General features: G+C 63.5%; 19 protein-coding genes. 9 read left to right on the top strand and 10 right to left on the bottom strand.

What is annotated here, in order from left to right:
- Positions 1–12 precede the first annotated feature (12 nt).
- The 5 genes from EAO39_RS20570 (at position 13) to EAO39_RS20550 (ending at position 4036) form a co-directional block, all read left to right on the top strand.
- Complete coding sequence (locus tag EAO39_RS20570; RefSeq protein WP_120971547.1) at positions 13–876, top strand: NYN domain-containing protein; 864 nt, start codon at positions 13–15, stop codon at positions 874–876.
- Positions 877–916: 40 nt separating this feature from the next.
- Entirely contained in the window at positions 917–1684 is a 768-nt protein-coding gene (locus tag EAO39_RS20565) for a DUF3025 domain-containing protein (RefSeq protein WP_120971901.1), read from the top strand.
- 106 nt (positions 1685–1790) lie between these two features.
- Complete coding sequence (gene htpX / locus EAO39_RS20560; protein WP_120971546.1) at positions 1791–2663, top strand: protease HtpX; 873 nt, start codon at positions 1791–1793, stop codon at positions 2661–2663.
- Between the two features lie 111 nt (positions 2664–2774).
- Positions 2775–3140 (top strand): YXWGXW repeat-containing protein, encoded by a 366-nt coding sequence (locus EAO39_RS20555; protein ID WP_120971545.1) that lies wholly within the window; start codon positions 2775–2777, stop codon positions 3138–3140.
- Positions 3141–3244: 104 nt separating this feature from the next.
- Positions 3245–4036, top strand: coding sequence for an enoyl-CoA hydratase (locus EAO39_RS20550; RefSeq protein ID WP_120971544.1), 792 nt, complete (start codon positions 3245–3247; stop codon positions 4034–4036).
- 29 nt (positions 4037–4065) lie between these two features.
- Here the strand turns inward: EAO39_RS20550 and EAO39_RS20545 are convergent, their stop codons facing one another.
- The 5 genes from EAO39_RS20545 to EAO39_RS20525 form a co-directional block, all read right to left on the bottom strand.
- Positions 4066–5850: an FAD-dependent protein gene (locus EAO39_RS20545; RefSeq protein WP_120971543.1), complete on the bottom strand. Its 1785-nt coding sequence runs from the start codon at positions 5848–5850 to the stop codon at positions 4066–4068.
- A gap of 191 nt (positions 5851–6041) precedes the next feature.
- A complete protein-coding gene (locus EAO39_RS20540; RefSeq protein ID WP_120971542.1) occupies positions 6042–9479 on the bottom strand; it encodes an AAA family ATPase in 3438 nt (1145 codons plus the stop codon).
- A complete protein-coding gene (gene sbcD / locus EAO39_RS20535; protein WP_120971541.1) occupies positions 9476–10732 on the bottom strand; it encodes an exonuclease subunit SbcD in 1257 nt (418 codons plus the stop codon). Before sbcD ends, EAO39_RS20540 begins: the two co-directional genes overlap by 4 nt.
- 99 nt (positions 10733–10831) lie before the next feature.
- The gene (locus EAO39_RS20530; RefSeq protein WP_120971540.1) at positions 10832–11098 is read right to left on the bottom strand and encodes a DUF2164 domain-containing protein; all 267 of its coding nucleotides are present in this window, start codon (positions 11096–11098) and stop codon (positions 10832–10834) included.
- Positions 11099–11139: 41 nt separating this feature from the next.
- On the bottom strand, positions 11140–12981 hold the full coding sequence (locus EAO39_RS20525; protein WP_120971539.1) for an ABC transporter ATP-binding protein: 1842 nt from the start codon (positions 12979–12981) through the stop codon (positions 11140–11142).
- Between the two features lie 302 nt (positions 12982–13283).
- On the opposite strand from EAO39_RS20525, the gene EAO39_RS20520 reads away from it, so the two are divergent.
- Entirely contained in the window at positions 13284–13829 is a 546-nt protein-coding gene (locus EAO39_RS20520) for a DUF3617 family protein (RefSeq protein WP_162989667.1), read from the top strand.
- Positions 13830–13945: 116 nt separating this feature from the next.
- Here EAO39_RS20520 and cysK read toward each other — a convergent pair whose 3' ends face one another.
- Positions 13946–14866 carry a cysteine synthase A gene (gene cysK / locus EAO39_RS20515; RefSeq protein ID WP_120971537.1) on the bottom strand — a complete coding sequence of 307 codons (921 nt, stop codon included), beginning with the start codon at positions 14864–14866 and terminating at the stop codon, positions 13946–13948.
- 206 nt (positions 14867–15072) lie between these two features.
- Between cysK and EAO39_RS22790 the strand changes: the two genes are divergently transcribed.
- The gene (locus EAO39_RS22790) at positions 15073–15237 is read left to right on the top strand and encodes a hypothetical protein (RefSeq protein ID WP_162989666.1); all 165 of its coding nucleotides are present in this window, start codon (positions 15073–15075) and stop codon (positions 15235–15237) included.
- A 101-nt stretch (positions 15238–15338) separates the two neighbouring features.
- Positions 15339–16265 carry a LysR family transcriptional regulator gene (locus tag EAO39_RS20510; protein WP_120971536.1) on the top strand — a complete coding sequence of 309 codons (927 nt, stop codon included), beginning with the start codon at positions 15339–15341 and terminating at the stop codon, positions 16263–16265.
- A 1-nt stretch (position 16266) separates the two neighbouring features.
- Here the strand turns inward: EAO39_RS20510 and EAO39_RS20505 are convergent, their stop codons facing one another.
- The 4 genes from EAO39_RS20505 to EAO39_RS20490 all read right to left on the bottom strand — a co-directional run bounded on the left by EAO39_RS20505 (position 16267) and on the right by EAO39_RS20490 (position 20934).
- The gene (locus EAO39_RS20505) at positions 16267–17631 is read right to left on the bottom strand and encodes an amidase (protein ID WP_120971535.1); all 1365 of its coding nucleotides are present in this window, start codon (positions 17629–17631) and stop codon (positions 16267–16269) included.
- A gap of 48 nt (positions 17632–17679) precedes the next feature.
- Positions 17680–18357 carry a DUF2848 domain-containing protein gene (locus tag EAO39_RS20500; RefSeq protein WP_120971534.1) on the bottom strand — a complete coding sequence of 226 codons (678 nt, stop codon included), beginning with the start codon at positions 18355–18357 and terminating at the stop codon, positions 17680–17682.
- A 92-nt stretch (positions 18358–18449) separates the two neighbouring features.
- Positions 18450–19769, bottom strand: coding sequence for an MFS transporter (locus EAO39_RS20495; RefSeq protein ID WP_120971533.1), 1320 nt, complete (start codon positions 19767–19769; stop codon positions 18450–18452).
- A gap of 262 nt (positions 19770–20031) precedes the next feature.
- On the bottom strand, positions 20032–20934 hold the full coding sequence (locus EAO39_RS20490; RefSeq protein ID WP_120971532.1) for a DMT family transporter: 903 nt from the start codon (positions 20932–20934) through the stop codon (positions 20032–20034).
- Positions 20935–21029: 95 nt separating this feature from the next.
- On the opposite strand from EAO39_RS20490, the gene EAO39_RS20485 reads away from it, so the two are divergent.
- Positions 21030–21842, top strand: a complete 813-nt coding sequence (locus EAO39_RS20485; RefSeq protein WP_120971531.1) for a helix-turn-helix transcriptional regulator — start codon at positions 21030–21032, stop codon at positions 21840–21842.
- Positions 21843–21856 lie beyond the last annotated feature (14 nt).

Genomic DNA, 21856 nt, shown 5'->3' with positions numbered 1-21856 from the left:
GAAGGAGAGTTCATGGCCCAAGCCCAGAGTCAGCCCCGGATTGCCCTGTTGATTGATGCCGACAATGCGCCGGCCGAAAAAATCGACGAAATCCTCACCGAACTCTCCACCTTTGGCGTCATTGACATCCGCCGCGCCTATGGCAACTGGACCAAGCATGGGCTGATAGGCTGGCAGAACAAGCTGCTGGAATATGCGCTGCGGCCCATGCAGCAGTTTGACTATTCCAAGCACAAGAACGCCACCGACATGGCGATGACGGTGGATGCCATGGAGCTGCTCTATACCGAGCAGCCCGATGCCTTCGGCATTGTTTCCTCCGATGCGGATTTCACGCCCCTGGTCATGCATTTGCGTTCCAAGGGCGCTGCCGTCTACGGCTTCGGTGCGGCGCAGACACCCAAGCCGTTTGTGAATGCCTGCTCGCGCTTTCTGTACCTGGAAGCGCTGGGCGAGGAAGCCGTGATTGCTCCCGGAGCCGATGCCGCAGGGGCAGAGACCGCCAAGGCGGAATCCGCCCAGGCCAAGCCGGTGGCGGCGGTGGAGCAGCCGGCCACCTTCACCGGTTCGGCGGCCAGCATGGCGGCCGACGGCTGCCTGCGCATACCGAGTTCGCAATTGCGACAGGACAGCAGCCTGATGAGCCTGCTGCGCTCCGCTGTCAACGCGGTGCAGGATGAGGACGGCTGGGCCAAGGTCGGTGCCGTGGGCACGCAAATCGGCAACAAGGCCTCGTTTGATGCGCGCAACTATGGCTATGCCACGCTGAGCAAGTTGCTGAGTGCGACCCAGGCTTTCGAGCTGCGCGATGAAGGCACTTCGCGGGTGGCGGTGCGTGATAAGCGTGCGGCCAAGCAGGGACGCTCCGGCAATTGAGATCAGGCGACTGAACGGTGAAATGAATGAGGCGGCGAGCGTGGATAGTTTGATTGACTGGAGTGCCCCCTGGCTGGCCACGCTGCGCCACTGGGGCCAGCAAGCCGACGTGTTGCTGCGCTCCGGCAGCAGCGTGCACCAGGCCTTGCAGCAGGTGGCCGAGGCCAAGGGCGTGCTCCAGGGCTGGCGGTTTGTGGCCCAGGATCAATTGCCTGCAGCCCAGGCCTATGAGGCCTTCATCCGCGAGCAGCGCTGCATTCCCACCCGCGACAATTTGCATGATTTTTTCAACGGCCTGATCTGGTTGCACTGGCCCCAGCTCAAACAGCATCTGAACGCCCTGCAGGCGGCAGCGATTGCCGCCCAGGGCGTGGGTCAGCACCGGGGGCCGCTGCGCGATGCCATCACCGTGCTCGACGAAAACGGTGCCCTGCTGCTGGCGCCGCCGCTGTTGTGCGAGGCCTTGCGCGAGCGGCGCTGGCAGGATTTGTTTGTGCGCCATCGCGCGTTGTGGCAACAGGCCAGGTTGCTGCCCATAGGCCATGCTTTGCTGGAGAAGCTGATCAGCCCGCGCAAGCCTATTACTGCCCATGTGATTTGCCTGCCCTCCGATGCTGTGGGGCCTGGGGCCGATCACGACGGCTGGCTGGCGAGCAGTGACTGGCTTGAGGCTTGCAATCTGAGCCGCAAACCCTATCTGCCATTACCGGTATTGGGAATCCCGGGCTGGTGCTCAGAAAACCAGAACTTTTCCTTCTATGATGACTCTTTAGTATTCCGAGCCCCGCGTACCGTACAAACAGCATAACAACCGGTACTGCCAGAACGAGACTTGGCTTGATCAGCATTCGCCGCGCACAGGCGGTGCATCAAAGGACTTGGTCATTTTGTCCCTTGTGTGGAGTACAACCTCGATGAAACGTATTGCCTTATTTCTTTTGACCAATATCGCCGTGGTGGCGGTGCTGGGCATTGTCGCCAGCTTGCTGGGCGTCAATCGCTTTCTGACTGCCAACGGCCTCAATCTGGGCGCCCTGCTGGGTTTTGCCTTCATCATGGGCTTTGGCGGTGCCATTATTTCGCTGCTGATCTCCAAGCCCATGGCCAAGTGGACCTCGGGCGTGCACGTCATCAACGAGCCACGCAGCGCCGATGAGGCCTGGATCGTCAACACCGTGCGCGGCTTTGCTGAAAAAGCCGGGATCGGCATGCCCGAAGTCGGCATCTACGAAGGCGAACCCAATGCCTTTGCTACCGGTGCTTTCAAGAACTCGGCCCTGGTGGCGGTATCTACCGGTTTGCTCGAAGGCATGACCCGCGAGGAAGTCGAGGCCGTGATCGGTCACGAAGTGGCCCACATCGCCAACGGCGACATGGTGACCATGACGCTGATCCAGGGCGTGATGAACACGTTTGTGGTGTTTCTGTCGCGTGTCATCGGCTATGCGGTGGACAGCTTTCTGCGCAAGAACGACGAAAACAGCTCCGGCCCCGGCATTGGCTACTACGTGACCACCATCGTGCTGGACATTCTGCTGGGCTTTGTGGCCGCCATGATCGTGGCCTGGTTCTCGCGTCAGCGTGAATTCCGTGCCGACGCCGGCGCTGCCCAGCTCATGGGCAACCGCCAGCCCATGATGAACGCGCTGGCCCGCCTGGGTGGCATGCATCCGGGTGAGCTGCCCAAGAGCGTGGCGGCCATGGGCATTGCCGGCGGTATCGGCAAGCTGTTTTCGACTCACCCTCCGATCGAAGAACGCATTGCAGCTCTGCAAAATGCCCGCTGAGCGTACTCAGATGTAAGCAAAGCCCAGTCGTCTTTACTGAAGCTTCACAAGCCCCTGTCAACAACTGGCAGGGGCTTTTTCGTTGTAGTGGTAAGACTTGTAGGAGTTGCCATGCAATCCGTTTTCCGAATCCGCCCACCCCGCCTGCTGCCTGCTGTGGCGCTGGCAGCAGCCTGTGCCGCATTGACCGGCTGCGTGGTGGCACCCGCCTATCCTGCCTATGGAGGCGACTATGTCAGCGGCGATGTCTATGCACCCATGGCTCCGCCTCCTTTGCGCGCCGAGGTGATCCCGATCGCGCCTTCGCCCGCCTATGTGTGGATTGGCGGCTCCTGGGGTTATGGTGGCGGCCGCTATAACTGGAATCCCGGTCGCTGGGCCATGCCGCCACGCCCCGGCTACGGCTGGCATGGCGGCGGCTGGACCCACGGTCCCCGTGGCTGGCAGGGCGGCGGCGGTCATTGGGGTCGCCGTTAACACTTGCTGAACCGGCCGGCCCGTCCGCTTGGTGACAAGAGGGCGGGCTGCTTCTCTATGCGGCAGGCTTGCCGGTGGTTAGAGTCCTGTGCAGGAGGCCTGTCGTGAATTCTGCACTTATCGCCCGCCGTGAAGGCGCGGTTCTCATTCTTTCCAACAACAATCCATCGGCGCGCAATGCGCTTTCGCGGGAGTTTTACCTGGCCGTGATGGAAGGGCTGAGCGAAGCGGCTCGCAACCCCGAGATTGCCGCCGTGGTGCTGACCGGCGAAGGCGGGCATTTTTGTGCCGGCGGCGATTTGCGCCAGCTGGCCAAGCGCCGCGAACTGCCGGTTCAGGAGCGCCGCGAGCGGCTGGAGGATCTCAACCACATGATCCGCGCCATACGCGATTGCCCCAGGCCCGTGATTGCGGCGGTCGAGGGGGCGGCCGCCGGTGCGGGCCTGTCGCTGGCCATGGCTTGCGACATGCTGGTGGCGGCGAACAATGCGGTGTTTTCCGTGGCCTATGTGAAAGTGGGCCTGACGCCCGATGGCGGTGCCACGGCTTTTCTTTCCGAGTTCGTCTCGCGCCAGGTGTTGACTGAGCTGTGTCTGACGGGCGAGCGCGTCAGCGGCGAGCGCATGCACCAGCTGGGCTGCGTGAACCGTCTGACCCAAGCCGGCGAGGCGCTGGCGGCGGCGATAGCGCTGGCCCAGACCTTGTCCGCCGGCCCGGCCCATGCCATGGCCAGAATCAAGAGCCTGTGCCACTCGGCCCAGCACCAGTCGCTGGCTGAGCAGCTGGAGCAGGAAGCCGAGTACATGGTCGAAGCCCAGGGCAGCGAGGAATCGCGCGAAGGCATAGGCGCTTTTCTGGAAAAGCGCCCGGCAGACTTTGCCAAACTGCGCCGCTAGCGGCTAATCGGCTTGCTGCAGTGCGGCTTTCAGGCAGCGCCGCCTGAGCCGCGTGCGCCTGAGGATGGCACGACCAGACCCAAGATGTCGCAGGCCACGGCCTCGCCAACCTTGATGCCGTCCACGCCGGCCGACAGAATGCCGCCCGCATAGCTGGCGCCTTCACCGGCGGGATAGAGGCCGCGCGTGTTGTCGCTCTGGAAGTCCGCACCCCGGCCGATCTTGACGGGCGAGGAGGTGCGTGTTTCCACGCCGGTCAGCACGGCGTCTGCCATGTCGTAGCCGCGAATCTTCTTGCCGAAGGCGGGCAAGGCTTCGCGCATGGCTTCAATGGCATAGCCGGGCAGAGCCTGGTGCAGATCGGTCAGATGGATGCCGGGCTTGTAAGACGGCTCCACACTGCCCAGCTGTGCCGACTCCTTGCCGGCCACAAAGTCGCCCACCAGCTGGCCCGGAGCGCTGTAATCGCGCCCGCCCAGCACATAGGCCTTGGATTCGAGCTGGCGCTGGAAAACAATACCCGACAGCGGGTGGAACTGGCCCTGGGGCAGGTCTTCCACGCCATAGGTCTTGCCGTCGAAGGCCCAGGCAAAGCTCTGGGCATCGTGAGGGAAATCTTCGGGGCTGATGGCGCAGACCATGCCGGCATTGGCATTGCGCTCGGCACGCGAATACTGGCTCATGCCGTTGGTGACCACGCGCTCGGGCTCGCTGGTGGCTGCTACCACCGTGCCGCCCGGGCACATGCAAAAGCTGTAGACGGCGCGGCCGTTCTTGGCATGGTGCACCAGCTTGTAATCGGCAGCGCCCAGCAGCGGATGGCCTGCATGGCGGCCCCAGCGGGCGCGGTCGATCACGCTTTGCGGATGCTCGATACGGAAGCCCACCGAGAAGGGCTTGGCTTCCATGGCCACGCCGCGCTCGTAGAACATGGCAAAGGTATCGCGCGAGCTATGGCCAAGCGCCATCACGGCATGGCGGGTGGGCAGGCGGTAGCTCTCGCCGTCGGCCTGGTTGAGCACTTGCAGCGCGACCAGCTGGCGCTCTGCGCCCGAGGCATCAATCTCCACATCGGTGACGCGCTGCTCGAAGCGGATTTCGCCGCCCAGGCGGATGATTTCCTCGCGGATGCCTTCCACCACCTTGACCAGCTTGAAGGTGCCGATGTGGGGATGGGCGGCATAGAGAATCTCGGTGGGCGCGCCATGGGCCACGAACTCCGTCATGACCTTGCGGCCCAGATGGCGCGGGTCCTTTATCTGGCTGTAGAGCTTGCCGTCGGAGAAGGTGCCGGCACCGCCTTCGCCAAACTGTACGTTGGATTCGGGCGAGAGCTCGCGCTTGCGCCACAGATTCCAGGTGTCCTTGGTGCGCTGGCGCACTTCCTTGCCCCGCTCCAGCACGATGGGCTTGAAGCCCATTTGTGCCAGCACCAGCGCTGCAAAAATCCCGCAGGGGCCAAAGCCCACCACCACCGGGCGCTGCTCCATCTCGGCAGGGGCCTGGCCCACAGGCTTCCATGCCATATCGGGCGTGGGGTTGACATGGGGATGCTCGGCAAACTGCTCCAGCACAGCTGCTTCCTGGGCCGCGTCCGCCAGCGTGATGTCGACGATATAGACCGCCAGCAGCTCGCTCTTGCGGGCATCGAAGCTGCGCTTGTGCACATGGACGGCGGCGATGGCGCTCTCGGCCACGCCCAGCTGTCTGGCGGCCAGCGCCGTCAGCTTGTCCAGGGGCTGGAATTCGGTGAAGTTCTCGGGGTGGTATTCCACTGCCGAGAGAGGGAGTTTGAGTTCTGCGATGCGGATCATGGCTTGTACCTATCAAGCAAGGGCATGGATGGTAAGCCAAAGCCCGCAGCGCCGGGCAGCCGGCGTGACGTGGCCTTGATTCAGACTCGGAAAACCGGGCAATCGACTCCTGAGTTGATAGCTATATGTGCAATGCAGGTGAGCGCTTGATGCCGATTTTCTATAAATCAGCCTCAAGCGCCGGCCCCATCTCAGAGCACCAGTCGCGAGTAGCCAACGCCCGCGCATTTCTCCACCCGGATCTGGGCGGCAATGCGTTCCTTGAGCGCTTCCACATGGCTGATGATGCCAATCATCTTGCCGCTAGCGTTGAGCGCATCCAGTGCCGTGAGCGCCACTTCCAGCGCGTCGCCGTCCAGCGTGCCAAAGCCCTCGTCCAGGAACAGCGAGTCGATGGAGGTCTTGTTGCTCACCAGATCGGACAAGGCCAGGGCCAGGGCCAGACTGACCAGAAAGGCCTCGCCGCCCGAGAGCGTGCGCGTGTCGCGCGTCACATCGCCCTGCCAGCCGTCCACAATGTCCAGCTCCAGCTCGCCCGTGGGTTTGCGGCGCAGCAGATAGCGACCATGCAGGCGGTTGAGGTGGCGGTTGGCCAGATGCAGCAGATGATCCAGCGTCAGCCCCTGGGCAAATTTGCGGTATTTGTCGCCCTTGGCCGAACCGATCAGACCGTCCAGGCGCTGCCATAGATCGCTGTCTTTTTCCTGCTCGGCAATCTGGGCCAGCAGTGCCTGCTGGCCGGCGCGGCGCTGCGCGTCGTCGCTGAGGCGGGCGCGGTGCGCACCCAGTTGCTCGGCCTGCTGGGCGCGTTCGACTTCCAGCTGGGCGATCTGCCCGCTGATGGCCTCGGGCGCTTCATCGCTCAAGGCCTGGGCCTGCAGCTCGGCCAGCCGTTGGGTGGTATCGGCCAGCAAGGTGCTGGCGCGCTGCGCGGCGATCTGCAGCTGATCGCTGAGCGCCTGCAAGCGGCTGTGCTCGGCATCGGGCAGCAGGGCCATCAGGTATTGCGCCTCATCGGCAAACGGGCTGGACTGCAGCCCCTGCTGCCATGCCGCCAAGGCCTGATCCGCCGATTGCTGCCGCTGTGCCAGCGTGGTCTGGGCCTGGCTGATCTGGCCTTGCAGCGAGGCCAGCGTTTGCGCGCTGTGATCCAGCTGAGCGATGCAGTCTGTCAGCGTGGCGGCCGGGGCTGCCGCATAGGGTGGGGCATCGGCCGGCAGGGCGGGCAAAGCCTGGCTGCGCTGCTGCCAATGCTCGGCCTCCTGCGCAGCCTGTTCGCATATGCGTTGCTGCGCTTGCCTCTGCTGTGACAGCTCTTGGAGCAAGGCTTGCTGGCGCTGCCATTGCTGCCATTCCTGCTGGCGGGCGGCAAGCCAGTCGGCGCTGTCCGGCACGGCGGGCAGTGCATGACCAGCGGCTTGCATGGCGGTTTGCAGCTTGGCTTGCAGCTCGCTGGATTGCTGCAGCAAGGTTTGCAGCGACTCGCCGGCGCGCTGCTGCTGAGCGGTATTGCTTTGCAGCTCTTGTTGGGTGCTGGCCTGTGCATGGTCGGCGCGCTGCTGGTGTTGCAGCGCGGCCTGGTAGGCATCTTTGGCGGCTTGCCACAGGCGCTCGCCGGCATCGGCAGCGGCCAGGGTTTGCTCCAGCGCAGCAATCTGCTGGCTGGCCTTGTCGCAGGCTGCGCTCAAACTGTCTGGCTGCTGCCATGCCGTGTCAGCCACCGGCTCTGCCGCTTGCTCGCACAAGGTGCTCCAGCGTTCTTGCCACTGCGCAATCTGCGTGGCGATGGCATCGCGCTGATCTTGCTGATGCTGGTGCTGGCTTTGGCTGGTGGCCAGCCCGGCGTTCAGCAACTCGCCTTGCTGCTGTAGAGCCTCGCGCTCTTGTTGCGCCTGTTTCAGTGCCGCCTCGGTAGCGGAAATATCCAGGGCCGCGTATTCGCTGATCGCCGGGTGCTCCTGCGATCCGCACAGCGGGCAGGCCTCGCCCGGCTGCAGCGCCGCGCGGTGTGCCTGCAGGCTTTGAATGCGTTGCTCCTGCGCCAGCAGGGCCTGCTTGTCGCTGACTTTTTCCGTCAGCGCCTTGTATTGTTCGCGCAAGAGCTGGCGCTGGCCTAGCTGCTGCTGAATACGGGCTTCGCTGGCAGTCAACGCCTGTGCATTGGCTTGCTGCTGCTGCGCCAGCGGCTGGCGCAATAGGGCTTGGGCTTGCAGTTGCTGCCCGTGGTGCCACTGCTGCTGTGCGGCTTGCCAGTGGCTGCGCAACTGGGGCAGGCTGGCGTCATGGGCGGCCAGTCGTTGTAGCTGGGCTTGCTCTGCGGTCTGTTGCTGCTGCAGCGCCTGGGAAACTTGCTCTGCCGCCTGGGCGCTGTGCTGGGCTTGCTGGTCGGCTTGCAGCAGCAGCAGCGCTGCCGTTTTTTGCAGCTGCGCCTGCTGGTTTTCGATCTGCGCGGCTTGCTGTTGCAGTTGCTGGCGCTGCTGCAATTGCTCGCGCCAGCCGCTGAGATTTTCGCCCAGCAGGACGTGGCTGGCATGGCTTTGGTGCCATGCCGTCAATTCGGTCTGTTGCGCAATCGAGGCTTGCAGTTGCTGCTTTGATTTTTGTAGTGCGCTGGCGCTCAGTGCCTGGGCTTGCTGGTGCTGCTGCCATTGCGCTACCTGTGCTTGCAGCTGTTCTGCATGCAGGCGCTGCAATTGCTGCTGTTCTGCAGCCAGCTGGTCTTGGGACTGGCTCTTTTGCAGGTGCAGGGGGCGAAGCGTCCATGCGGGCGCGTGGGCCTGCAGGCGCTGCAAGTCAGGGGCGGCATCCGCCAGCGCTTGCCGGGCTGTGGCTTGCACGCTGCGTGCCTGCGCCACCTCAGCGCTGGTGCGCGCGCTCAGCGTTTGCCATTGCTGCACGCTTTGCAGCCGGGCTTGGCGCGCTTGCAAATCGGCCAATGTGGTTTGCCGCTGTGCGGCCTGTGCTTGCAGCTCGCTGCGCGTGGCCTCGTCCAGCAACTGCATGCCCTGGGCTTGCGCCTGTTGCTTCTCCAACGCCTGTCTGGCATCGCGGGCCTGCTCGAATACGGTTTGTGAAATCCGGCCGTAGATTTCGGTGCCGGTCAGCTCTTCCAGTAGTTCGGCGCGTTCATTGGCGCTGGCTTGCAAGAAGGCGGCAAAGCCGCCCTGGGCCAGCAGCATGGACTTGGTAAAGCGCTCGAAATCCAGCCCGGTGATGCGGGCCATGGCCTTGAGCTTGTCGTTGCTTTGGCTGCTCAGAATCTGGCCGTCGCCGACCAGGGCAAGCTCCACGCGCGGGGCTTGCAGCGCGCCGCTGGCCTTGTCGCGGGCGCGGCGCTGGCTCCAGAAGGCACGGTAGACCACGCCTTTGACCTCGAACTCCACCTCGGCCAGGCAGTCCGCCGTGTGGCGGGTCATCAAATCGTTGTTGCTGGCGCTGATGGTGGAGAGCCTTGGCGTCTGGTGATACAGAGCCAGGCAGATGGCATCGAGCAGCGTGGATTTGCCCGCCCCCGTGGGGCCGGTGATGGCGAACAAGCTGTTGTCGGCAAACTTGTCGCTGCTGAAATCGATGGACCATTCGCCCTTGAGCGAGTTGAGGTTTTTCAGACGCAGCTTGAGAATTTTCATGGCTGCTCTCCTGTCTGGCCGTTGAGCCGGCCCAGCACGCTGAGATAGCGCTCTTGCAGGGCGGTCTGCAGCGCGGGCTCCAGGTTCTCCTGCGCCAGCCGGCGCTCAAAGACATCGGCCGGCGTCAGATCGTCCAGCGATTCCCTGGCTTCGCTCATCAGCTGCGCCGCCGCCCCCAGGCGCTTGCGCTTGATGCGCAGCACCTGCAGCGGCAGGCCTTCGGCCAGGGCCTGAACACGGCCGGCCAGATCGGCCAGGTAATCGTCTTCTTCAATGGTTACTTCCACCCAGGCCGGGCAGGCTGCGCTTGCGCTGCTAGCTATCTCTTTGAAAGCGTTGGGCAGCTGCGCCAGGCTGCAGCTCACGGCGGCCATGGGCTGAAATACCGGCACAGCCAGCGGCGTGATGCGCTGCAGCCCGGCTTCGTTCAGCTCCACCAGCAGCATCTGCTTGGTTTGACGGGCTTCGTCAAAACCCAGAGCCAGCGGCGAGCCGCTGTAGCGTATGTGCTCCTGCCCGCCCACGGTCTGGGGCTTGTGGATATGGCCTAGCGCAATGTAGTCGGCGGGCGGAAAAGCATTGGACGGAAAGGCCTCCAGCGAGCCCACATAGATCTCGCGCACGGATTCGTTGCTGCTGGCGCCCACCGTGGTCAGATGGCCGGTGGCGATGATGGGCAGCTTGCGGCCCAGGGTTGAAGCCAGCTCGGCCTGGCGTGCCAGCGCTGCCGCATACACCTGTTGATAAGTATTCTGGATGGCGCTTTGCAGTGCCTGCTGCTTGTCTTGCGCGCTTTGCCCGGCCTGGCTTTGCAGCACATCGCGGGCGCGGATAAAGGGCAGGGCGCAGACGATGCAGCCGGGCTGGCGCTCGGTCTGCTCGTAGTCCTGACGCAGCGGCAAGGTGATCACATGCCGGGCCGCATCTGCGGTGGCGGCAATCACGCAGGTATTCAGATAGGCCAGCAAGGCCTGGCTTTCCTCCAGCACGCTGACGGAGTCATGGTTGCCGCCCAGCAGCAGCAAGGCCACGCCGGCGCTGTGCAGCCTGGCAATGAGCTGGTTGTACAGTTCGCGCGCATAGCTGGGCGGTGCGCCGGTGTCGAAGATATCGCCGGCAATCAGCACGGCATCGACCGCATGCGTGTTCACCTCGTTCAGCAGCCAGTCCAGCAGGGCCTGATGTTCGGGCTGGCGGCTCTGGCCCATGAAATGCTGGCCCAGATGCCAGTCGGAGGTATGAAGTATGCGCATGGGGCGATGTTACGGTGCTGCACTGCAGTAAAAAAGCCTGACCGGCAGCACCGGTCAGGCTTGGATGGGATGAATGGCCGCGCCAGATGCGCCGCAGCTTCAGCGCCGCGCCGGGCGCTTGGCCGTCCAGTAGGTGAACTCTTCCTTGCCCACCTCATAGTCCAGCTCCTGCAGACGGGCCTGCAGATTTTCCTGCACATCGGCCACGGCCTGGTTGTAGATGCTGGGCCCGATCTCGGCGAGAAAGAAATTGAGCAGGGCACCCGACTGCATATTGCCTATGGGCTCATCCATGTTCTCGCGGAAGTAGCGCTCTATCGAGGTGATGGCCTGTTGTTGCAGATGTTTGTTGAGTTCAATAGTCATAGCAGCTGACGCTTGTCCCTAGATCGGTTGATCGTGATTTCTTATATGGTGTTGCCGTTTTCAGCCAGAAAACCGCCGCTTTGGTGGGCCCAGAGCTTGGCGTAGATGCCGGCTTTTTGCAGCAGTTGCTGGTGCGTGCCTTCTTCCACGATATGACCCTGGTCCATGACGATGAGTCTGTCCATGGCGGCAATGGTCGAAAGGCGGTGGGCAATGGCGATCACGGTCTTGCCATGCATCAAACCGTCCAGGCTTTGCTGAATGGCGGCTTCGACTTCGCTGTCCAGCGCGCTGGTGGCTTCGTCCAGCAGCAGAATGGGCGCGTCCTTGAGCATCACGCGGGCAATCGCCACGCGCTGGCGCTGGCCGCCCGAGAGCTTGACGCCGCGCTCGCCCACCTGGGCGTCATAACCGCTGCGGCCCTTGAGGTCGGTCAGCGTTTCTATGAAGTCCGAAGCCTCGGCCTTGTGGGCGGCGGCGCGCATCTGCTCTTCGCTGGCATCCGGGCGACCGTAGAGAATGTTGTCGCGCATGGAGCGGTGCAGCAGCGAGGTGTCTTGCGTCACCATGCCGATGGCGCCGCGCAAGCTGTCCTGCGTGATGTGGCGCAGATCCTGGCCGTCAATGGTGATGCGCCCCTCCTGCACTTCGTGAAAGCGCAGCAGCAGATTGACCAGGGTGGACTTGCCGGCCCCCGAGCGGCCGATCAGACCTATGCGCTCGCCGGGACGGATGTGGAGGTTCAGGTGATCGATCACCTTCTTGCCGCCGTCCTTGTAGGCAAAGCTCACGTCCTCGAACCTGATCTCGCCTTGCGTGACCTGCAGCGGCTTGGCATCGGGTGCATCGACGATGGTGCGCGGCTTGGTCAGCGTCAGAATGCCGTCCTGAATCGTGCCCACGTTCTCGAACAGCCCCGTCATCTGCCACATCACCCAGTGGGAGTAGCCCATCAGGCGCAGCGCCATGGCCAGCACGGCGGCGACCACACCGGCCGTGGCCTGGCCTTGCGTCCACAGATACAGCGCCGTGCCGCCGCTGCCCAGCAGCAGCACGGAAATCATCAGGTGGTTGGTGATCTCGAACTGGCTCACCAGACGCATCTGCGCATAGCCCGTGCTTTTGAAAGCCTCCATGGCATTGCGCGCGTATTCGGCTTCGCGGCGGGTGTGGGCAAACAGCTTGACGGTGGCGATATTGGTATAGGCGTCCGTCACGCGGCCCGTCATCAGCGAGCGGGCATCGGCCTGATCCTTGCCTATCTTGCCCAAACGCGGCACAAAGTAAAAGCAGGCGCCGGTATACAGCGCAAACCACAGCGCAAACGGAATCATCAGCCGCCACTCGAAGCTGGCGGCCAGGATCAGAATGCCGATCATGTAAACGCCCACGCCGACCAGCACGTCCACCACCATGAACACCACTTCGCGCACCGACAGTGCGGTCTGCATGATCTTGGTGGTGATGCGGCCCGCGAACTCGTCCGCGTAAAACGACATGCTCTGGCCCAGCATCAACTTGTGAAACACCCAGCGCAGCCGCATGGGGAAGTTGATGGCCAGCACCTGGTGCATGACGGTGGTGTGCAGTGCCAGTAGCACCACGCTGCCCAGCAAGATGGCGGCAATACCGGCCAGCATGCCGCGTTGCTCGGCCCAGAAATCGGCGGGCGAGACTACGGCCAGCCAGTCCACCACGCGGCCCATGATGGCAAACAGCACGGCTTCATACACGGCCAGCAAGGCGGAGGTGCAGGTCATCAACCCGATCCAGCCGCGCATGCCCTGGGTGCAGGACCAGACAAAGGCAAAAAAGCCCTTGGGCGGCACGGACGGCTCCTGGGCTGGATAGGGTGGAACCTGTTTTTCAAAAAATCGGAACAAGATGGCAATACTCCCTTTGCGTGCTTGTGGCACTTCTGGGGACGATGGTAGGGGAGGTGGAAAACGGGATGCAAGCCCGGGCGGATGACCGCTTGCTCCATGGGCCATTCGGCAGCTATCGAGCGCAAATCCGAAATACGCCTATGCCGGTTCCTGCATCATCCCGCTCCCATGCAAGCCGCGCATGCTGCAAATGGAGGTGGTGTGTGGCGGTTTTTGCCCCCGATGTGTGAACATGCGCTTACGCCGTTTGGCGGCGCGGCTTCTTAAACTGGGCAATCCGTGCAGAAAGCGAGGCGTTTGTGAAGCAATCCATGCAGACAGGCAAGACCTTGCTGGCCATTACCCTGTGCGCAGCCGCTGCGGCGGCATACGCTCAAACGGCTGAAGAGACGCAAGCTGGAGCATCTGCGCTGCCTTTTGGCGAGCTCAAAGTGCTGCAATCGATTGAGCCCGGCCTGTGGCAGCTCAAGACCCGCTTCGAGCCGGTGCGCAAGCCACCAGCGCCTGAATCGGGTTGCATCACGCCGCAAGGCATTGCCGAGGATTTGCAGTCGTTTCTGAGTCAGGGCGATGACGGCATGAGCTGCACCGGCCGTGTGCAGGTCAATACCGAGGAGCTGGCGCAGCTGCAGGTCAGCTGCCCCATGCCGCCGCCCCAGCAACGCAAGGCGGGCAAAAGCGAGGCCAAGCAGGCCGAGATGTTCAAGGCACTGCCGTCCTTGATCGAGGTGCGGCGCTGGTCGCCTACGCATTTCACCGTGCTCACTAAGGCCAGGGCATTGAAGAGTCAGCCGGCCTTCACGCTGATTCAGGATTACGAGCGTCAGGAGGATTGTCCGCTGTGAACTGGGCAGCTTCCTGAATTGATAGCTGCTTGCGCTTTTATTTGTTGGGTCTTGGCCGGTTTTGAATCAAAAACACCGCATTTGGGTGCGGCGTTTTCTTGGGCTGACCGGATTGATCAGGCGTTGGGCAAAAAGCCTTCCACCGACAGATAGCGCTCGCCGGTGTCATAGGCAAAGCCCAGCACCTTGGCGCCTGCGGGTAGGTCGGGCAGCTTCTGGGCAATGGCTGCCAGCGTGGCGCCCGAGGAAATGCCCACCAGCAGACCTTCTTCACGCGCCATGCGGCGCGCGTATTCGCGGGCGGGTTCGGCTTCGACCTGGATCACGCCGTCCAGCAAGCTGGTATCGAGGTTCTTGGGCACAAAACCGGCGCCAATGCCCTGGATGGGGTGGGGTGCAGGCTGGCCGCCGGAGATCACGGGCGACGCGCTGGGCTCCACGGCAAACACTTTCAGATTCGGAAATTTGGCCTTGAGCACCTTGGCCACGCCCGTCAGGTGGCCGCCGGTGCCCACGCCGGTGATCAGCACATCCAGACCGTCGGGGAAATCGGCCAGCACTTCTTGCGCCGTGGTGGCTTCATGCACGGCCACGTTGGCGGGGTTCTCGAACTGCTGGGGAATCCAGGAGCCCGGCGTTTGCGCTGCCAGCTCCTGAGCGCGGGCGATGGCGCCCTTCATGCCTTTTTCCTTGGGCGTCAGGTCGAACGAAGCGCCATAGGCCAGCATCAGGCGGCGGCGCTCGACGGACATGCTGTCGGGCATGACCAGAACCAGCTTGTAGCCCTTGACGGCGGCCACCAGGGCCAGGCCCACGCCGGTGTTGCCGCTGGTCGGCTCGATGATGGTGCCGCCGGGCTGCAGCGCTCCCGATTTTTCTGCATCTTCCACCATGGACAGCGCAATGCGGTCCTTGATGGAGCCGCCGGGGTTGCCGCGTTCGGACTTGATCCACACATGGGGGGTGGCGCCGAACAGGCGGTTGATGCGGATGATGGGCGTGTTGCCAATGGTTTGCAGAACGTTGTCGAATTTCATGAAGCCTCCAGCAGGTGGGTGGATATCGGGAGAAATCGCAAACGCCCATTGTGGCGCAGTTGTTCTAGCTGGCAGGAATATCAATATGCCTGCGCGCTGCGGTGCCGGGTCGCGAGGCTTGATGAAAATCAAGGCTGCCGGCGCGGGGCGCCGTGACAATGAAAGCCGAAAACGGGACATCACTCAACAGAAAAGGGAGTGTCAGAATGAGCTTCATTCAAACCATGCTGGTGCTGGGCGTTTGCTGCGTCGCCCTGACGGTTGGCTATTCATGGAATGAAAAGCGCTGGGGCCCCTGGCTGATGCTGGCGGCGGTGATAGGTCTGCTGGCCCTGATGCTGCAGGGCATCATGAGCCTGATGGGCGCATAGCCACCCACACGTTCTCAGGGCGGCTCAGCGGCAGCAACAAAAGGCGAGCTGGCCTGGGTACGGGGCTGTATCGACAGGGGCTGGAAAGTTAATATCGCCCCATGAATCTACGTTTCCTGGAAACCTTTGTGCTGTTGGCCGAGCTGCGCAATTTCCGCATGACGGCCGAGCGCCTGTACACCACGCAGGCTGCTGTCTCCAGTCGTATCGCCACGCTGGAGCAGGAATTTGGCGTGCGCCTGTTCGACCGGGGCGTGCGCGAGGTCTCGTTGACGGCTGACGGCGCCAAAGCCTTGGTTCATGCAGAACGCATATTGCGCCTCATGCGCGAGATGCGCGAGGACATGCTGGACAAACAGGCCTATGCGGGCGTGATCCGCATCGGTGCCATCGAATCCATCGTGCACAGCTGGTTTCCCGATTTTCTGGCGCTGCTGCAGCAACGCTATCCGCGACTGCAGGTAGAGATCGCTTGCGACACCACGCTGCACATGTCCGAGCAGCTGATCAAAGGGCAGCTGGACCTGTCGCTGCAGGCCAAGCCTTTGAGCTCGGGCGCGGTCAGTTCTCTGTCCTTGGGCGAATTTCCCATGGCCTGGGTAGGCAGCCCCAAATTGGGCATAGGCGATGAGACGCTGAGCCTGGCCGAACTGGCGGCTTTTCCCATCATGTGTTTTGCGCGCGGCTCCGAGCCTTTTTCGGTGATTGAGCAGCTGTTCTCCACCGAGAGCAGCGCCTCGGTGCACCTCAATTGCATAGCTTCTGTGGCGACCATGATCCGTGTGGTCTGCGATGGCTTGGGCGTGGCCGCCGTGCCGCCGGCCATCATCCAGCGCGAGCTCGCAGATCAGCGTCTGCGCCTGCTGCGCGTGGACCGCGAGTTCCCGTCTCTGCCCCTGGTGGCCTGCTACCGCAATGACCACCAGAATCCCTTGACCGAAGTCGTGGCGCGCGCGGCCGAAGAGGCTGCGGCCGCCTTCGCGCTGAACCACGGCCAGGCCGTGGCGCGCCTGCCCCCGGTCGCCTGAATCAGGCCTCGGCCAACAGCTGTTCCACGGCCAGGGCCACGGACAGCAGGCGGCGGTCCTGGCCGCCTGTGCCGGCCAGGCTCAGGCCCACCGGTGCTTCGCCCGCGCGATGGCAGGGCAGGGAGATGGCGCAGCCGTCCAGGAAGTTGATCAGCGTGGGGTTGCGCAGGATCAGGCCGTTGGCGCGGAAGTAGGCCTCGTCGCTCTGGGACAAGTCGGCAATCTTGGGTGCGACCACGGGCACGGTGGGCAGGATGAGCAGGTCATGGTCGGCCATTTGTGCCTCGACCTGGGCGATCCATTGCTTGCGGCGTGCCAGCAGGTCAATGTAGTCGGCCGCGCTGATGTCCTTGCCGCGCAGAATGCGCGTGCCCACGCGGGGGTCGTACTCGTTCAGACGCGAGGCCAGATATTCCCGGTGCCAGGCCCAGGCCTCGGCCGCCGTGAAACCGCCCTTGGCATTGATCTCGGCCAGTTCGTTGAAAGGCGCAACCACGGCATGGCTGATGCGCACGCCGGCCTGGGACAGCAGAGACAGTGCGCGTTCCCAGGCAGCGGCCACGGTGGCATCCATGCCGTCCAGCACCACATTGCTGGGCGCCAGCAGGCGGAGACCCTGTAGCGGTGTGGCCTGCAAATCCCACTGAGGCTCATCCGAGAGAATGGCATCCAGCGTGGCGCAGCAGCGCACGCTGGGCGCCAGCGGGCCGATGGAGTCCAGATTGGCGGACAGTGGCAGCACGCCTTGCATGGACACGCGCCGCGCCGTGGGCTTGAAGCCCGTCAGGCCGCAAAAGGCGGAAGGAATGCGCACCGATCCGCCCGTGTCCGAGCCAATGCCGGCCATGGCCATGCCATCAGTGACGGAGATGGCAGCGCCCGAGGACGAGCCACCGGGAATGCGGCCGCCGTCTTCATCGCGCAGCCAGGGGTTGCGCGGCGTGCCGTAGTGCGGATTCAGACCCAGGCCCGAGTAGGCAAACTCGGTCATATTGGTCGTGCCCACGATGACGGCTCCAGCCCGGCGCAGGCGCTGCACCACCTCAGCCGTGCGCGTGGCCGCCGGCGCATCGGCCAGCAGGCGCGAGCCGCCCAGCGTGGGCAGGCCGGCGATATCGAACAAGTCCTTGACCGAGATCGGCAAGCCCTCGATGGGCGAGCGTGCCAGACCTGCGGCACGCAGGCCGTCGCTGGCCCGCGCTTCGGCCAGAGCCGATTCCTGAAAGACGCGTGCGAACACCTTGGTACCTTCTCCCTGCTGGGTGCGGGCCAGAGCCTGCTCGGTCAGTTGAACGGCTGTGGTGTCGCCCTGGTCCAGGCGTTGGGATGCCTGATCCAGGCGGGGGAGAGGGAAGGCTGGTGTCATCTGGGAGTCCTGTCTGTCTGAAAACGGCCGCAAGCGGGGCAAAGTGGCTCAGGCCACGATGTCGAGCAGCTCGCTGCGGTAGCGGTGACGGATGGTGCGCTGGCTGCGGGGATCGTACAGCTCCATGGCGAACAGCGTAGCGGGACGGATGCCGCCGATTGCGCCTACGGTGCCGCAGGTCATGCCGCAGCCCTCGGGCAGCAGGTCCTTGCCGCCGGTGTAGCCCTCGATCAGGTCCTGGGGCGTGCGCAGGCTGGCCAATGTGCCTTCCTGGTACAGCACCTCACGGCCCTCTTCTTCGATCCATGAGCGCACGATCAGTTCGTCCCAGTGGCCGGCCACATCGGCAAAGCGCCAGGTCTGGGTGGCCACGGGCTTGACGCAGGCCTGCTTGGAAAAAGCCACGCTATAGGCTTCGAGCTTGCGGTCCGTGTGGTCTGAGGCCAGGCTTACGAACATTTCGCCGTCGTGGGTGAACACAAACACCTCGACCTCGCCCGAGGAGTCCGGGCCCAGCACCTGCAGTGCGCTGCTTTGGCTCAGCTGGTTGCTGGAGATGCGGTAGTACAGGGGCACGGCGCTGGGGCGCGGGATGCCGATGGCGGCCAGCTCCTCGATATGGTGCTCGATGGCTTCGCGGTCGCGGCCAGCCCAGCCGGCGACGATGAGGGTGTGGAAATCGGGGGCGAGGGTCTGGCCCTCGGGGGTGGTGAACTGCAAATGCATGGCAGGGATTCCGAAGGAAAGGCGGGGCGTTCGGCCCCTGGGGAAAGGGGGGAAGGGCGTGCGCTGCCTGGGGAGGCAGGCGCGCCGGGCCGTCACTGCTTCTTGACGAAGACCACGACCAGGAAGGCGGCAGCGAATTCGAGTGCGGCCACGAAATACAGCCCGGAGGACAGCGATCCCGTGCGGGTCTTGAGCGCGCCAATCATGTAAGGCGCCACAAAGCCGGCCAGGTTGCCTATGGAGTTGATCAGGGCAATGCCGCCGGCAGCCGCCGTGCCGGCCAGGAAGGCGGAAGGGATGGACCAGAACACCGGGAAGGCGGCCAGGATGCCGATGGAAGCCAGCGTCAGCGCACACAGGGCGAGCACTGCGCTGTGCAGGAACAGGCCAGTCAGGATCAGGCCGGCCGCGGCGATCAGGGCGGCGATGGCGCAGTGCATGCGGCGCTCGCCGGTCTTGTCCGAATGCAGGCCGTTCCAGACCATGGCCAGCGTGCCGGCGAGAAAGGGAATGGCCGAGATCAGGCCGATCTGCAGAGTGTTCTGGATGCCGATTTCCTTGATGATGGATGGCGACCAGAAGGCGATGGTGGCGTTGCCGCTGACGATACAAAAGTACACGGCAGCGCACAGCCAGACGCGGTAGTCACGGCAGGCGGACAGCAGCGATACATGCTTGTGGCCTTGCTGGTTCTCGGCGGCCACGGCATGGCTCACGGCCTGTTGCTCGGCCTTTGTCAGCCAGCGGGCGTTCTCGGGTTTTTCGGGCAGGAACTTGAGTACAAAGAAGCCGGCGATCACCGAAGGGATGCCTTCGAGGATGAACAGCCACTGCCAGTTGGCCAGATGGCCCACGCCTTGCATGCCGTTCATGATGGCGCCCGCGATAGGGCCGCCCACGGCACCGGCGATGGCGAACGAGGTCATGAACAGACCGTTGACGCGTGCCCGGTGATGGGCCGGGAACCAGTAGGTCAGATACAGCACCACGCCGGGGAAGAAGCCAGCCTCGACTACGCCCAGAATGAAGCGCAGCACGTAGAACATGGTGGGTGTGGTCACATAGGCCATGGCCATGGACGCACCGCCCCACAGAATGGTGATGCGCGCCAACGTCTTGCGCGCGCCTATCTTCTCCAGCAGCAGGTTGCTGGGCACCTCGAACAGGAAGTAGCCGATGAAGAAGATGCCGGCGCCCAGACCGTAGATGGCCTCACTGAACTGCAGGTCCTGCAGCATCTGCAGCTTGGCGAAGCCGACGTTGACGCGGTCTATCCAGGCCAGGATGAACAGAAAGACCAGAAAGGGGATCAGGCGCCAGGCGATCTTGCGATAGGTGGCGTCCATATCGGGGTGCGCGGCACTGCCGGCATCGTGGGCGGGGGGGTGGGTGGCAGAAGCCGGGCTGCTCATATTTGTCTCCAGTTTCCGAAATTGCAGCGGGCACACGGGCTGTAGCCTGTGTGTCAGCGGAAAACCGGGTGCGGGAGACGGGGCAGAGGACTGCGCGGGTCACCGGCGCACCTCGGTGTTCCAGTGACGGCAGTATCGAAATCTGCGACTGGCCTGTCCAACAAGAAATTATGAGCATTGGCGAATGCAAATTCTTATGGGCAGCCTTGGTGCGGGGGCTGCACCGGCATGCAGCGTCTATGCACCACGAGGGGGAGGGCCTCTATGCCTGAGCGATGCTCGTGCGCGGTGCGCGCAGCGGTTGCTTCCACAGCTCGGCCAGCAGCAGGCCGCCCACCGTCATGACGCCGCCGATGGCGTGGTAGCCGGCCAGCGGTTCCTGGAGCACGCCATAGGCCATGATGGCCGTGAAGATGGGGATGAGGTTGAAGAACATGCTGGAGCGGCCCGGGCCTATGCTTTGCACGGCCTTCATCCACAGCAGCGGCGCGGCAATCGAGGCCATGATGCCGGCAAAGCCCACCAGCGGCAGATTGCTGGCGTTCAGCCCCGTCTTGGGCGAGATCAGATACAGCGGCAGCTGCACGGCCACGGCCACCAGTATTTGCAGATACAGCAGTTGCAGCGTTGACAGGCGCGGCATGGGCCAGCGCTTGAGCAAGATGTTGTAGACCGCGTAGGACAACATGGCCAGAAACATCATGGCATCGCCCAGATTCAGTCCTTCGGACAGCAGCTGCGCGGGCTTGCCGGAAGACACCACCAGGGCCACGCCGGCAATGGCTAGCAGCGAGCCCCAGATGGCGCCGCGGGTCAGTTGCTGACCCAGCATCACCGTGGCCAGAGCCAGCACCAGCATGGGTGTCAGTGAGCCGATGATGCCCATGTGCGTGGCCGTGGTGTAGTGGGCCGCGTAATAGGCCATGGTCTGGTAGATCACCATGCCCAGCACGCCCAGGGCGATGATTTTGGGCAGTTGCGGTTTGATATCGGCGCGCTGGCGCCAGATGGACGGCAGCAGAAACGGTGTGAACAACACTGCGGCCACCAGCCAGCGGAAAAAGCCGATCTCGGCGGCGCTGATGCTGTCGGCAGCCAGCTTGCTGACCACGGTGTTGATCGACCAGATCAGCACCGCGCCCAGCGGTAATGCATATGCACCCATGATGAAGACTCCTTGTGGAGGCTTATCATGCGCTTGACGGTTTTAAAGTGCATAACGCATTTGAGACAAACCATAACGCAAGCCGGACGAATGCCATGACTTCAGCGACTCATGCCGTGCAACGCCATACGGTGGCGATTCTGGATACGGAGAAGGTGGAAGGCAGCTACTACTTTCGCTACGACGAGTTCGGCGCCCATAGCGAAGCGCCGCCGCACAGCCATCGCTGGGGGCATCTGAACTACGCCTCCCATGGCAGCCTGAGCATGGAAGTGCCTTCGGGCCTGATTCTGTGCCCGCCGCAGCATGGGGTGTGGATTCCGCCCGGTGTGGTGCACAGCTGCTATCTGCAGCATGCCGTGCAGTACCGCTCGGTCTATCTGGCGCCCCAGCTGTGCGAGAGCCTGCCCAGCGCGGCGGGCTGCATGCGCATAGGGCCCATAGTCAAGGCCGTTCTGGCCGACTTCGGCCTGCGTGATGTGCAGATTCCAGTGGCCGAGGCCGATCTGCGGCTGGCCCAGGTGGTGCACGACCAACTGAAAGCCACGCCGCTGGAGCTGAGCTTTTTGCCCGTGGCCCGTCACCCGGCCCTGGTGCAGGTGCTCGATGCCATGCAGGCGCAGCCCGACGATCACCGCAGTCTGGCCGCCTGGGCGGCCACCGTGCACATGACGGAGCGCACGCTGGCGCGCCATTGCCAGAGCGAGCTGGGCATGAGTCTGGGGGAGTGGCGCCAGCGTATGCGCTATCTGCGCGCCATCGATGCGCTGGAGGCCGGCCACACGGTGCAAAGCATTGCTTATGACCTGGGTTACAGCACGCCTTCGGCCTTTATTGCCATGTTTCAGCGCGAGTCAGGCCTGCCGCCTGAGCAGTTTAGACGTGAGTTCTGTGCAGGCTCTTTGTGAACGGGAGATAATGC

This window comes from Comamonas sp. lk, from assembly GCF_900564145.1.
Taxonomy (GTDB): Bacteria; Pseudomonadota; Gammaproteobacteria; order Burkholderiales; family Burkholderiaceae_C; genus Comamonas.
This window is presented reverse-complemented; position numbering and strand designations above follow the sequence as displayed.